At 73.6% G+C, this 12481-nt stretch carries 12 protein-coding genes; 5 read left to right on the forward strand and 7 right to left on the reverse strand.

What is annotated here, in order from left to right; genetic code table 11:
- Positions 1-14: 14 nt before the first annotated feature.
- A complete protein-coding gene (xylB, locus tag ABZY20_RS24625; RefSeq protein ID WP_356443705.1) occupies positions 15-1460 on the reverse strand; it encodes a xylulokinase in 1446 nt (481 codons plus the stop codon).
- Between the two features lie 126 nt (positions 1461-1586).
- Between xylB and xylA the strand changes: the two genes are divergently transcribed.
- Both xylA and ABZY20_RS24635 read left to right on the forward strand, forming a co-directional pair.
- Positions 1587-2753 (forward strand): xylose isomerase, encoded by a 1167-nt coding sequence (gene xylA, locus ABZY20_RS24630; protein WP_356443707.1) that lies wholly within the window; start codon positions 1587-1589, stop codon positions 2751-2753.
- 294 nt (positions 2754-3047) lie between these two features.
- On the forward strand, positions 3048-3404 hold the full coding sequence (locus tag ABZY20_RS24635) for a hypothetical protein (RefSeq protein ID WP_356443708.1): 357 nt from the start codon (positions 3048-3050) through the stop codon (positions 3402-3404).
- On the opposite strand, the gene ABZY20_RS24640 is transcribed toward ABZY20_RS24635, so the two are convergent.
- Positions 3393-4676, reverse strand: a complete 1284-nt coding sequence (locus tag ABZY20_RS24640) for an SWF or SNF family helicase (RefSeq protein WP_356443710.1) — start codon at positions 4674-4676, stop codon at positions 3393-3395. The two genes, ABZY20_RS24635 and ABZY20_RS24640, sit on opposite strands and share 12 nt — an antisense overlap.
- Positions 4673-7609 carry a DEAD/DEAH box helicase gene (locus tag ABZY20_RS24645; RefSeq protein ID WP_356443869.1) on the reverse strand — a complete coding sequence of 979 codons (2937 nt, stop codon included), beginning with the start codon at positions 7607-7609 and terminating at the stop codon, positions 4673-4675. The genes ABZY20_RS24640 and ABZY20_RS24645 overlap by 4 nt, the downstream gene beginning before the upstream one ends.
- Before the next feature lie 251 nt (positions 7610-7860).
- On the opposite strand from ABZY20_RS24645, the gene ABZY20_RS24650 reads away from it, so the two are divergent.
- Positions 7861-8043 carry a hypothetical protein gene (locus ABZY20_RS24650; RefSeq protein ID WP_356443712.1) on the forward strand — a complete coding sequence of 61 codons (183 nt, stop codon included), beginning with the start codon at positions 7861-7863 and terminating at the stop codon, positions 8041-8043.
- Between the two features lie 13 nt (positions 8044-8056).
- On the opposite strand, the gene ABZY20_RS24655 is transcribed toward ABZY20_RS24650, so the two are convergent.
- On the reverse strand, positions 8057-8965 hold the full coding sequence (locus ABZY20_RS24655) for a hypothetical protein (protein WP_356443714.1): 909 nt from the start codon (positions 8963-8965) through the stop codon (positions 8057-8059).
- A 231-nt stretch (positions 8966-9196) separates the two neighbouring features.
- A complete protein-coding gene (locus ABZY20_RS24660; protein ID WP_356443716.1) occupies positions 9197-9493 on the reverse strand; it encodes a hypothetical protein in 297 nt (98 codons plus the stop codon).
- 143 nt (positions 9494-9636) lie between these two features.
- Between ABZY20_RS24660 and ABZY20_RS24665 the strand changes: the two genes are divergently transcribed.
- Positions 9637-10533, forward strand: coding sequence for an oxygenase MpaB family protein (locus tag ABZY20_RS24665; RefSeq protein WP_356443717.1), 897 nt, complete (start codon positions 9637-9639; stop codon positions 10531-10533).
- Positions 10534-10659: 126 nt separating this feature from the next.
- On the opposite strand, the gene ABZY20_RS24670 is transcribed toward ABZY20_RS24665, so the two are convergent.
- Positions 10660-11259: a class I SAM-dependent methyltransferase gene (locus tag ABZY20_RS24670; RefSeq protein WP_356443719.1), complete on the reverse strand. Its 600-nt coding sequence runs from the start codon at positions 11257-11259 to the stop codon at positions 10660-10662.
- A 165-nt stretch (positions 11260-11424) separates the two neighbouring features.
- Positions 11425-11853, reverse strand: coding sequence for a PPOX class F420-dependent oxidoreductase (locus ABZY20_RS24675; protein WP_356443720.1), 429 nt, complete (start codon positions 11851-11853; stop codon positions 11425-11427).
- A 104-nt stretch (positions 11854-11957) separates the two neighbouring features.
- Between ABZY20_RS24675 and ABZY20_RS24680 the strand changes: the two genes are divergently transcribed.
- Positions 11958-12371, forward strand: a complete 414-nt coding sequence (locus tag ABZY20_RS24680; protein ID WP_356443722.1) for a roadblock/LC7 domain-containing protein — start codon at positions 11958-11960, stop codon at positions 12369-12371.
- The last annotated feature ends 110 nt before the right edge of the window (positions 12372-12481 follow it).

Consider the following 12481-nt stretch of genomic DNA (forward strand, 5'->3'; position numbering starts at 1 on the left):
CCTGACGCCAGTCCTCAGTGGGTGTTCGTGGGCCGCTCCAGCAGCGGAGCCGCGTCGGAGAGTACCCCGGCGATCCTGGCGAGCGTCTCCTCGTCCCGCTCCACGGCGTCGAGCACCGGCCCGGCCGCCGTGTCCCAGCGCCGCGCGACCGCCGCCGGGTCCTCGCCGGTCAGCAGCCCGGCCGCCTGCGCGGCGGCGCCGAGCGCGACCAGTTCCTTGGCCTCGGGCACCTGCACCGGCCGTCCCGACAGCCGCCTGACCGTCTCCTGCCAGGCCGTGCCCCGGGCCCCGCCGCCGATCAGCAGCAGGGGAGCCGAGCGGTCCGCGTCCTCGTCCAGCACCAGGTCGAGCGCGCCGAGCAGGGAGTGCACGGCACCGTCGTAGGCGGCCTGGAGGAGCTGTCCCGCGGTGGTGTCGTGGCGCAGACCGTGCAGCAGGCCGGAGGCGTGGGGCAGGTTCGGGGTGCGCTCGCCGTCGAGGAAGGGCAGCAGCGTGAGGGCCGTGCCCGGCTCGACCGCCTCGCGGTCCAGGCCGAGCAGCGTCGCGACCCGGTCGACGGCGAGCGTGCAGTTCAGGGTGCAGGCGAGCGGCAGCCAGTCGCCGCGGGCGTCGGCGAATCCCGCCACCGTGCCGCTCGGGTCGGCGGGCCGCCGCCGCGACACTGCGTACACCGTGCCCGAGGTGCCGAGGCTCATCACCGGCACGCCCGGGCGCACCCCGAGCCCCAGCGCAGCGGCGGCATTGTCACCGGTGCCCGGCGCCACCAGGGTGCCCTTGGAGAACGGCAGGTCGTGGCTGTCGCGCACCGTGCCCGCCACCTCGCCGGGCCGCACCACCCGCGGCAGCAGAGCGGGGTCGAGCCCGACGTGCGCCAGGATCTCCTCGTCGTAGGCCTCGGTCCCGGACGCCCACCAGCCCGTGCCGGAGACGTCGCCGCGGTCGGTGGTGCCCTGCCCGGTGAGCCGCTCGGTCAGGTAGTCGTGGGGGAGGCGCACCGCCTTCGTGGCGCGGACGGCCTCCGGCTCGTGCTCGGCCAGCCAGGCCCACTTGGTGACCGTGAAGGACGCGGCGGGGACGCTTCCGGTGCGCTCGGCCCAGAACTTCGCGCCGCCCAGCTCCTCCGTCAGGCGGCGCGCCTGCGGTGCCGAGCGGACGTCGTTCCACAGCAGCGCCGGACGCACCGGCTCGCCCCGCCCGTCCAGGGTCACCAGGCCGTGCTGCTGACCGCCGACCGACACCGCGGCGGCCTCGTGCGCCGCGTCCCCGCACTGGCGCAGGGCTTCGCACAGCGCGTCCCACCACTGACGCGGATCGCTCTCGCGCCCGGCCCCCGGGGAGACCGTGTGCGGCGCCTGGCCACTGGCGACGACCCGGCCGGTGGACGCGTCGACGACCAGCGCCTTGGTGGACTGGGTGGACGAGTCCACGCCGACGACGAGCGGACCCTCGGCTGCTGACATCGGGCTTCTCCCTACTGCGCGCGGCACGTGTCTCCGAAGACACCTGCTCTCTTCCCAGAGAGGTGCTCGCATACTAATTTGTAAATCGGCATGACGAAATACCCTCAGCGAGCAAGGAGCCGCGGCATGAGCTACCAGCCCACCCCCGACGACAGGTTCACCTTCGGTCTGTGGACTGTCGGCTGGCAGGGACGGGACCCCTTCGGCGACGCCACGCGGCGTGCCCTGGACCCGGTCGAGACGGTGCAGCGCCTGGCCGAGCTCGGCGCCCACGGCGTCACCTTCCACGACGACGACCTGATCCCGTTCGGCTCGAGCGACACCGAGCGCGAGGCCCACATCAAGCGCTTCCGGCAGGCGCTGGACGCCACGGGCATGAAGGTCCCGATGGCCACCACCAACCTCTTCACCCACCCGGTCTTCAAGGACGGCGCGTTCACCGCCAACGACCGCGACGTGCGCCGCTACGCGCTGCGCAAGACCATCCGCAACATCGACCTCGCCGTCGAGCTCGGCGCCCAGGTCTACGTGGCCTGGGGCGGCCGTGAGGGTGCCGAGTCCGGCGCCGCCAAGGACGTCCGCGCGGCCCTGGACCGAATGAAGGAGGCCTTCGACCTGCTCGGCGAGTACGTCACCTCCCAGGGCTACGACCTGCGCTTCGCCATCGAGCCCAAGCCGAACGAGCCGCGCGGCGACATCCTGCTGCCCACCGTGGGCCACGCCCTGGCGTTCATCGAGCGCCTGGAGCGCCCGGAGCTGTTCGGCGTGAACCCCGAGGTCGGCCACGAGCAGATGGCCGGGCTGAACTTCCCGCACGGCATCGCGCAGGCGCTGTGGGCGGGCAAGCTGTTCCACATCGACCTCAACGGCCAGTCCGGCATCAAGTACGACCAGGACCTGCGCTTCGGCGCCGGTGACCTGCGTGCCGCGTTCTGGCTGGTCGACCTGCTGGAGTCGGCCGGTTACACCGGCCCGCGGCACTTCGACTTCAAGCCGCCGCGGACCGAGGACCTCGACGGCGTCTGGGCCTCGGCCGCCGGCTGCATGCGCAACTACCTCATCCTCAAGGAGCGCGCCGCGGCCTTCCGCGCCGATCCGGAGGTCCAGGAGGCCCTGCGCGCGTCCCGCCTGGACGAGCTGGCCCAGCCCACCGCCGCGGACGGCCTGCAGGCGCTGCTCGCAGACCGTTCGGCCTTCGAGGCGTTCGACGCCGAGGCGGCCGCGGCCCGTGGCATGGCCTTCGAGCGGCTGGACCAGCTGGCGATGGACCACCTGCTGGGGGCGCGCGGCTGACGCGAAACGTGCGCAGGGGGTGGCGGGTTGCCGTGTGCGTGTGCGTGTGCGTGTGCGTGCGGTATGTGCGGCGTGTGCGCGGAGCTGCACGCCGCACGCGCGCGTGGTGGCCGTCGGCCGGTGAGTGCTTCCGCGGGGACCCCTGGTGGTCGGGGTGCGGGCGCGTGCCGGCCGGTCGCCGTGACCGGCCGACGGGCTGATCCGCGCCGGAACCCTGCGATCCACCCCCGCGACTCCGCATCAGCTCCCGTGCGCCCCTACCGCCGGGAGCCGTGCGCGGGGACGGTGGTCGCCATGGCCATGCCGCCCGAACGTCCCGAACCGCCACGGCCGCCCGGCCCCGGCCGGCGCCGCAGTCCGGTGTTCCTCCTGCTCGTCGTGCTGGTCGCCGCCGTCGCCGTGGCCGCAGTGGTGCTGATGGCCGCGGACGGCGACGACCCACCGGAGCGCCGGTCGCCCGGTGAGAGCGGGAGCCGCACTCCGCCTCCGTCGCTGGGCGTCCCCACCGAGCTGCCCACGAAGCTGCCCAGCGAGCTGCCGACCCGGCTGCCCTCGGGTTTTCCGAGCCGGCCGGGCGACCTGCCCAGTGACCTGCCCAGCTTCGTCGAATCGCTCCTGCCGTCGCTGGACCCCGGCGAACTACTGCCCTGAGTGCGGCGCGAGCACGTCACCGGCCGCGGCGTCACCGGCCGCGGACTGCGCCGAGGCCAGTGCCGTGGCCGGATCCGGGGCTGCGCCTCCCGCGGGCTGCCAGCGGCCGCCCTCCTTGCGGTACGGCCACCACCGGCCGTCCCGGCCGAGACGCAGCTGGACCGGTGCGCCGACGACCGTGAACCGGTTGCCCCGCGCCCGTACCTCGGGCCGCTCGTCCGCGTCCCAGGCCGTCTCAAGGGCCGCACGCGCGCGTGCGAGCGTCTCGCCCTCCGGCCGCCACTCCTCGTCGAGAACCGCCAGTGCGTCCGCCCCGCCGAGGCGCCAGGCACGGACGGCCGTCGCGAGCCCTTCCCGGCCGCGCCCCGACCCGTCCGCCAGACGGTCCGCGATCTCACGTCCCGGACCGCCCGCGGCCAGCCGTGCCGCGTCCTGCGCCGCCGTCAGCTCCCGCTCGAAGCAGCCCTGGAGGGCCTCCGCGAGCAGTCCACGGGCCCGTACGGCGGTATGTGCCGCCAGGAACTCCAGCGCGGCCGGGTCGACCCCCTCGGCGGGCGGGGTCTCCGTGTCCAGGGACGGCGGAAGGCCCGGCTCCACGGGGAGTTCGGGCAGGGCCGGCAGCGAGGGCAGGATGTCGCCCGCCGCGTACGCCTCGGCCGCGTCCACACCCTCCGGTTCACGCGAAGCCGCCGCCGAGACGCCGCCGCGCGCCTGGAGGCCCTCCAGCAGGGACGCCTCGGCGCGTCCCCGCATCAGCAGCAGGACGAACGGGTCCTGGTCCAGCAGCCGTGCCACCTGGTAGCAGAGTGCCGCCGTGTGCCCGCAGTGGTCCCAGGCGCCGCAGTCGCACCGCGGCTCCAGATCGCCCAGGCCGGGGAGCAGGTCGACGCCCGAGGCCGCCGCGTCCTCGACCAGGTGCGGCGGCATCTCCCGATCCAGCAGCGCCGCCACATGGCCGGCCCGCTCGGCCGTCATGTCCAGGAAGCGGTCCCACTGCTCCGGCGTGAGCCGCTCCAGCAGGACGTCGGCCCGGTGCGGCGTGCGGTCGCGGTCCTGGACGACGGCGGTCAGCCGGCCCGGACGCACCGACACCGCGCCGACCGCTCCCGCCCGGGCGAGACGGCGGCCCGACTTGAGCTGCGCCGAGTCCAGCGCCGTGTCCTCCAGTGCCTTCAGCCAGGCCTGTCCCCACCAGGTCTGCGCGAAGCCCCGCCCGCGCGCGGGCGGCAGTGCGGCGAAGGTGCGCTCCATGTCACCGTCGTGCCGAGTCATCCCAGACCCCCTCGCAGTTCGACCAGGTCCGCCAGTTCGGCGTCCGTCAGCTCCGTGAGCGCCGCCTCACCGGAGCCCAGCACCGCGTCCGCCAGTTCCCGCTTGCGGACCAGCAGTGCGGCGATGCGGTCCTCGATGGTTCCCTCGGCGACGATCCGGTGCACCTGCACGGGCCGGGTCTGCCCGATGCGGTAGGCGCGGTCGGTCGCCTGCGCCTCGACGGCCGGGTTCCACCAGCGGTCGTAGTGCACGACGTGCTCGGCCCGGGTGAGGTTCAGCCCGGTGCCCGCGGCCTTCAGCGACAGCAGGAAGACGGGCACCTCGCCGTCCTGGAAACGCCGCACCATGGCCTCGCGTTCCGCGACGGGCGTCCCGCCGTGCAGGAACTGCGAGGGCGTGCCGCGGGCGGCCAGGTGACGTTCGAGGATGCGGGCCATCTGCACGTACTGAGTGAAGACCAGCACGCCCGCCCGCTCGGCGAGGATCGTGTCGAGCAACTCGTCCAGCAGCTCCAGCTTCCCGGAGCGCCCGCCGATCACCGGGCGTTCCTCCTTGAGGTACTGCGCCGGGTGGTTGCAGATCTGCTTCAGCCCCGTGAGCAGCTTCACGATCAGACCCCGCCGCGCCATGCTGCCGGCACCGGAGATCTCCGCGAGCGCCTCGCGCACCACGGCCTCGTACAGCGCCGCCTGTTCCTGCGTGAGCGACACGGCGTGGTCGGTCTCCGTCTTCGGGGGCAGCTCGGGCGCGATCCCCGGGTCCGACTTGCGGCGCCGCAGCAGGAACGGCCGTACCAGCCGGGCCAGCCGGTCGGCGGCGGCCGGGTCCTGGCCGCCCTCGACGGCCTCCGCGTAGCGCCGGCGGAACGTGCCGAGCCGGCCCAGCAGCCCCGGCGTCGCCCAGTCGAGGATCGCCCACAGCTCCGACAGGTTGTTCTCCACCGGGGTGCCGGTCAGGGCCACGCGCGCGCGTGCCCCGATGGAACGCAGTTGCCGCGCGGTCGAGGAGAACGGGTTCTTCACGTGCTGCGCCTCGTCCGTGACGAGCATGCCCCAGGGCACCTCGGCGAGCCGGGCCGCGTCCAGACGCATCGTGCCGTACGTGGTCAGCACGAACTCACCGTCGGCCAAGTCGTCCAGCGTGCGCCGGGCGCCGTGGAAGCGCCGCACGGGCGTGCCGGGCGCGAACCGTTCGATCTCCCGCTGCCAGTTGCCCATCAGGGAGGTCGGGCAGACCACCAGGGTGGGACCGGCGGATTCCGGATCGGTCTGCCGGTGCAGGTGCAGCGCGATCAGGGTGATCGTCTTGCCGAGTCCCATGTCGTCGGCGAGGCAGCAGCCCAGCCCCAGTGACGTCATGCTCACGAGCCAGTTCAGGCCCCGCCGCTGGTAGTCGCGCAGGGTGGCCGCGAGGGCCTCCGGCTGCTCCACGTGCTGCTGCGCCTCGGGGTCCGCGAGGCGTTCCCGCAGCGCCGCCAGCCACCCGGTCGGCCGTACCTCGACCCGCCGGCCGTCCAGCTCCGTCCAGCCTGTCAGGGCCGCGCCCAGGGCGTCCACCGGCGTGACCTTGCGGTCCTGCCGGGAGCGGGCCAGACGCAGCTCGTGAGGGTCGATCAGCACCCACTGGTCGCGCAGCCGCACCACCGGGCGCTTGGCCTCGGCGAGCCGGTCCAGCTCGGCACGGCTCAGCCGCCGGTCGCCCACCGCGAACGACCAGGTGAAGGCGAGCAGTGCGTCGGCGGACAGGAACGACGGCGTGGCGGCGAAGGACCGGCCGGAGTCCCGCTCGTCGTCGGCAGGGCCCACCTCCGCGCGCGTGGTGAACTCACGGGTCAGACCCTTCGGCCAGTGCACGTCCACGCCGGCAGCCGCCAGCGCGCGTGCGCCCGCGCCGAGGAGCTCGGTGACGTCCTCGTCGGCGAGGTCGACCGCGTCCGGCACGCCGGCCGACAGCAGGGGCGTCAGCGAGGGCCAGGCCCGGGCCGCACGGCGCAGGGCGAGCAGGACGTCCATCCGCGCGCGGGCGCCGAACGCCTCGCCCGGTACACCGGCCCAGACGTCGGCGGCGTCCGCGACGAGTGCCGGGTCGCTCACGCTGTGCACCTGCAGCACCGCCCGGAACCTCACGTCGGCCTCGTCGGCCGCCGCGTCCGCCAGGCCGTCCGCCTCGATCCGCAGCGACAGCCGTACGCCCGCGTCGTGCCCCGCGGCGATGTCGGCGGCCCAGGGGCGATGCCCGGGCAGGTGCACCGGCCCGGTCGCGGTGTAGGCCGGACCGCCCGTCACCAGGGGCGCGGCGGGGGAGCGGGGCAGGGTGTCGGCGACGGCGTCGAGGAAGGCCCGCAGGAGCTGCTCCGGATCGGGCAGCCGCAGCGGCCCCGTGCCCGGCAGCGGCACCGCGTGCGCCTCGGGCGGCATCGCGGCGGCGAGGCGGCGTACGGCCTCGACGTCCTGGGCGCGCAACGGGCCCGTGCGCCAGGCGTCGTGGTCGCCCGGGGACAGCCCCGGCAGCAGCAGGCCGCGCGCCGCGAGCTGCAGTGCGTGCAGGGCCGCCGCGCCCCAGAACACGGTGGCCCGGTGTCCCTGCGCCGCCACGCGCGCGTGCGTGAGGACGGGCAGGGCCGCGCCGACCGGGACCAGCACGGCCGGCACGCCGTGCGCCTCGGCGCTCTCATCGCCGGGCAGGACGACGGTCAGGTCGACTACGGACGCCGACGCCGACGCCGAAGCCGACGCTGACACCGACGCCGACGCGGATACAGACGCCGAGGTGGATGCCGATGCCGACGCCGGGACAGTGGGGACGGTGCCGTCGGGCCGCCAGAAGGCGACGGTGCCGGCGCGGGCCGGATCGCCGGGCAGGAAGACGGAGGGACAGTGGGCCAGTTCGGAGAGACGGGAGGAGGGTGCCGGGGGAGTGGGATGCTCGGCTATGGCTAATTCCTCAAATTTGACTAGCTGAGTCGGAGTCGCCGAGGGTACATCACTTCTGACGTACGTGGGTGTGACTTCTCTGTGGTGTGGGTCACCATGAATGCGGTGGGTTTCTGCCGCGGCGGTGCGCTTCTCAGGGTCGATCAGGGGTCGCGGCTCAGGGATGTCTCAGGGGCCGGGCCGGAACTGCCGGAAACGCGCACCCGTTCTCAGGGCAGAGAGCGGCAGTGGCCGCGAAGGAGGCGACAGTCATGTCGAAGAACGCCAAGATCGCCGCAGGCGGTGTGGCGGTCGGGCTCATCCTGCTGATCTGGCTGCCCTGGTGGGCCGCGCTTCTGATCATCCTGGGAGTCCCGGCCGCCGCGTACCTCGCCCTGGATCCCGCACAGCGGCGCAGGCTGCGCCGCGCCACCCGCAAGGAGATCGGCCGCTGACCGGCCGGACGGATCAGTTCGGCCGTACCGCCATTTTGTCGAGCGCTTCGAGGAGACCCGGCAGCTCCGGGCCGCGGCCCACGGGCAGGACTTCGCCGGGCTCCTCGTCGAGCAGCACGAAGGCGATGTCGTCGGTCCTGGCCACGAGCGACCAGCCGGGCCCGTCCGCCCGCAGGGTCCGCGCGTCGCCGGAGGCGAACGAGGAGCGGACGCGGCCCAGCGGCGGGGGCGAGTCGATGTAGGTGCGGGCCTCGGCGAGGACACGCCGGATGCCGCTGTGCTTCGGCCCGCCGTTCTCGCCGCCCTCGGGAGCGCCGGCCGCCTCGCCGCTGCCGTCGTTCGGTGCCTTCGTTCTCTCCGTCGTACCTGCCGTCTCTGCCGTGTCTGCTGTCTCTGCCGTCTGCGTCGCCCCGGGCATCGGGAAGGCCTCGTCGACCTGCTCGCGCCACGTCGCCCACTGGAGTGCGATCTCGTCGGCGCCCAGACGCCGCTGGGCCGGTCCCCAGACGGTGGTGTCCGGCGGGGTCAGCGGCGGCCGGTCGTCGACCTCCGGGCCGGGATCGTGCGGCGCGGGCACGTCGGGAGCCGCGACGGCGACCGCGAGCGGCCAGCCGGGCAGGGCCGTGACGACCGTGCGCTCGTCGGGCGACAGGTCGTACTCCATGCCGCAGTCCCAGGAAGCGATCGCGACGGCCACCAGGGAGACGTCGTCGATGACGACGGTCCACCGGGCGCCGTCGCCGTCCTGTCCGAGCACCAGCCCGTACCCGTCCGCCAGCGGTGCGAGGCCGAGCGCCGCGCACGCCTCCGGATAGTCGTCGCCCAGCACACTCGGGAACTTCGCCGGCGTCAGCAGCACCGCCGTCAGCACATAGAGCGCATCGTCCTCGGCAGCGACGGCGGTCTCGTCTGTCCCGGCCATCCCGGCCTCCCCATCGGTTCGTCCAACGGCGCGCACCCTAGTGCGCCCGTGAGCCGCTTGTCACGACCTCTCCGACGGACCGGAGCTGCAGTTTTCCGGCGGACGGGGCGAATCGGCCCTTCGTATCGCGCGGGCCCGGCCCGTGGGGCCGCCAAGTGCCGGGCTGGCGAGTGCGGGGCCGACGAGTGCTGCTCCGCTGGGTCGGTCGAGTGCTGCGCGGGGCCGTTCGTGTCACTCCGCCGGCAGCCCCAGCAGCGCGCGGGCCACTGCCCCCGGTGACTCGCCGCGTTCGCGCGCGAGGGCGACGACGGCCCGGCCCGCCAGTTCGTTCACCCCGAACGACAGGGCCTCCGGCGAGACCCAGCCCGCCGCCTCGTCGGCCCGCTCCTGGTCGTCGGCCGCGGACGCCGTGACATAGACGGCCGCGGCCTCGAAGAGATTGTGCGCACGTATGTCGTCGCCGGCCTTCGGCTCCGTGCGCAGGGCGTGCGCGACCCTGCCCCCGGCCTTGCGGACCCTGCCCCACATCGCTGACCACCTTCCGCCTGCGTGCCGTGTCCCCGTTCGCTGTTCTCCGTTCGCTATTGTCCGTCCGCTGTTCTCCGTTCTCCGTTCGTCTCCCGGTCTCCAACGTAAAGTTGGAGTTCTCGCGGCAGAAGGGGGACGACGCGGTGAAGCGCTTCGAGCGGCTCCGCCGGATCCGGCGGATGGACCCGCACCAGGACGCCACGGAGATCTACCGGCTGAGCGTGGCCTGCGAGTTCCCCTGGGACTTCACCCGCTCCCTGGAGCTGGCTCTCTACCGCACCTACGCCGTCCCGAGCATCGGGCGGCTGCTCGCGAAGACGGCCGAACTCACCGACCGCACGCAGAAGCGCTACGACGACACCTCGCTCCTGCTGGACGCCGTCGTCGAGCACGGCTTCGGCAGCGACCAAGGCAAGACCGCGATCCGCCGGATCAACCAGATGCACCGCGCTTACGACATCGGCGACGACGACATGCGCTACGTCCTGTGCACCTTCGTGGTGATCCCCAAGCGCTGGATCGACGCCTACGGCTGGCGCAGGATGTCCCGCCACGAGATCGTCGCCAGTGCCGTCCACTACCGCACACTGGGCCGCCACATGGGCATCAAGGACATCCCCGAGACCTACGAGGAGTTCGAGGCCTACCTCGACGCCTACGAGGCGGACCACTTCGCCTGGGACGAGGACGCCCGGCGGGTGTCGGACGCGACGCTCGGCCTGACGGCCTCCTGGTACCCGCGCCCGCTCGCACCCCTGCTGCGCGCCGCCACCCTCTCGCTCCTCGACGACTCGCTCCTGCGCGCCTTCCGCTACACCCCGCCGAGCGCCGCCACGCGCGCGTGGGTGCGGCGTGCGGTACGGCTGCGGGGGCGTGCCGTCCGGCTGATGCCGCCCCGGCACACCCCGCACTTCGCCCGCCAGAACCGGGAGATCAAGGGCTACCCGTACGGCTACCGCCTCGCCGACCTGGGCACGCGCCCGGTCCCGGGCGTCCGGGGCTGTCCCGTGCGGCACATGCCGGATGCCGAGGCCGGGTGACGAAGCGGACGCGGCTGACCCGGCTCACGCGGCTCACGCGGCTCACGCGGTGAACAGGCTGACGAGGTGCCAAGGGTGTCGGCGAGGTTCCAAGGGCGACGAGGGTGACCAGGTGACGAGGCTGTCTCAGCCCTCGCGGACGGCGAGCGCCAGGAAGCGGGAGTCCTCGTCGGTGTACGACGTCATGCGCCATCCGGAACCGGCGAGCAGAGGACGCAGGTTGGCTTCGGCCCGCAGGTCGTCAGGGGTGAGCGGGCGTCCGTGGCGGGCCGCGAGGGCCGCCCTGCCGACGGGGTGGAACAGCGCCAGCACACCCCCGGGCCGCACCACACGGGCCAGTTCCCGAAGGTTCTCGGCGGGACTGGGCAGATGCGAGATCAGTCCCGCGCCGAACACGGCGTCCAGGGACTCCGAGCGAAGGGGCAGCGCGGAGACGTCCGTGAGCAGCAACGTCCCGTCACCGTCCCGTCCGGCCCGTACGGCCGCTTCCAGCATCGCCGGGGTGAGATCGGCCCCCAGCACCACACCCGAGGGCCCGACCGCGGCCCGTAGGGGCGGCAGGGCGCGGCCGGTGCCGCAGCCCGCGTCGAGGACCCGGTCGCCGGCGCGCAGCCCGAGCTCGGCGACCGCCGCCGCGTAGGCCGGCCCGTCGTCGGGGAACCGGCTGTCCCAGTCGGCGGCGCGGGCGGTGAAGAACTCCTGGACACGCGTCTGGTCGTCGCTCATGCACGGCATGATTCCCCACCGGCGCGGTTGGCGCCTCACTGCACACGTTCGAGTGGGCCCGACGACGCCATGCCGGGGGCGGAGCACCGGACGCCCGACCGGGGTCAGCCGCGTGACTTGAGCGGCCGGTGCCGCGCGGTTCCCGGCGGGCACGGCGCCCCGCGGTCAGTCGGCGATGTCCCGCTCCGCCAGCACCCGGTCGATGCGGACGCGGACGAGGAGTTCGCCCGGGACGCCGTTGCGGGCGCCGAATTCCTCGGCCCGGTCCTCGCCCATGTACCGGGCGCCGATGCGGGTGGCCCAGTGCCGTGTCTCGTCGAGATCCTCCGAGACACGGGCGCGGCCCCGCAGCACCACGAACGAGTACGGCGGCCGGTCGTCGTCCACGCACAGGGCGACACGGCCGTCACGGACGATGTTGCGCCCCTTCACGGTGTCCCTGCCGGTGTTGAACACCACCTCGTCGCCGTCCAGCAGGAACCAGATCGGGGCCACGTGCGGGCTGCCGTCGGCCCGGACGGTGGAGAGCTTCGCGGTGCGGGTCCCGTGGGAGACGAACTCCCGCCATTGCGCGTCGGTCATCTTCTCTGCCATGGCTCCCATCCTCCTTGCCCCTGCAGCGGTCCTGGGGAAGGCTGGCGTGGAGATCCTCCGTCGAGGAGGAGAGTCACACGGGGAGAAAACGGGGAGAACGGAACATGGCCCACAACCAGGGACTCGACTGGCTGCTGGACGACCTGACCGAGCGCGTCCACCAGGTGCGCCACGCACTGGTCCTGTCCAACGACGGCCTGGTGACAGGGGCGAGCACGGGGTTACGCCGCGAGGACGCGGAGCACCTCGCGGCCGTCTCCTCCGGTCTGCACAGCCTCGCCAAAGGCTCCGGGCGGCACTTCGGTGCGGGCAGCCCACGCCAGACCATGATCGAGTTCGACGACGCGGTGCTCTTCGTCACCGCGGCGGGCACGGGCAGTTGTCTGTGCGTTCTCAGCGGCGCGGAGGCCGACATCGGCCAGATCGCCTACGAGATGACGCTGCTGGTCAACCGGGTCGGCGAGCACCTCGACGTGGACGCCCGCCAGCCCGAGCCCAAGCCGAACGCAGACGCCTGACCTGCGAGTTCAGCCTCCCCCGCGGAGTTATCCACAGGCTTGCCACGAGGTGCGCGGCAGCGGCTACGGTTTTTCCACGACGACCGCAGCGGCCACCGGACACGGCGACC

This window comes from Streptomyces sp. NPDC006624, assembly GCF_040611555.1.
Taxonomy (GTDB): domain Bacteria; phylum Actinomycetota; class Actinomycetes; order Streptomycetales; family Streptomycetaceae; genus Streptomyces.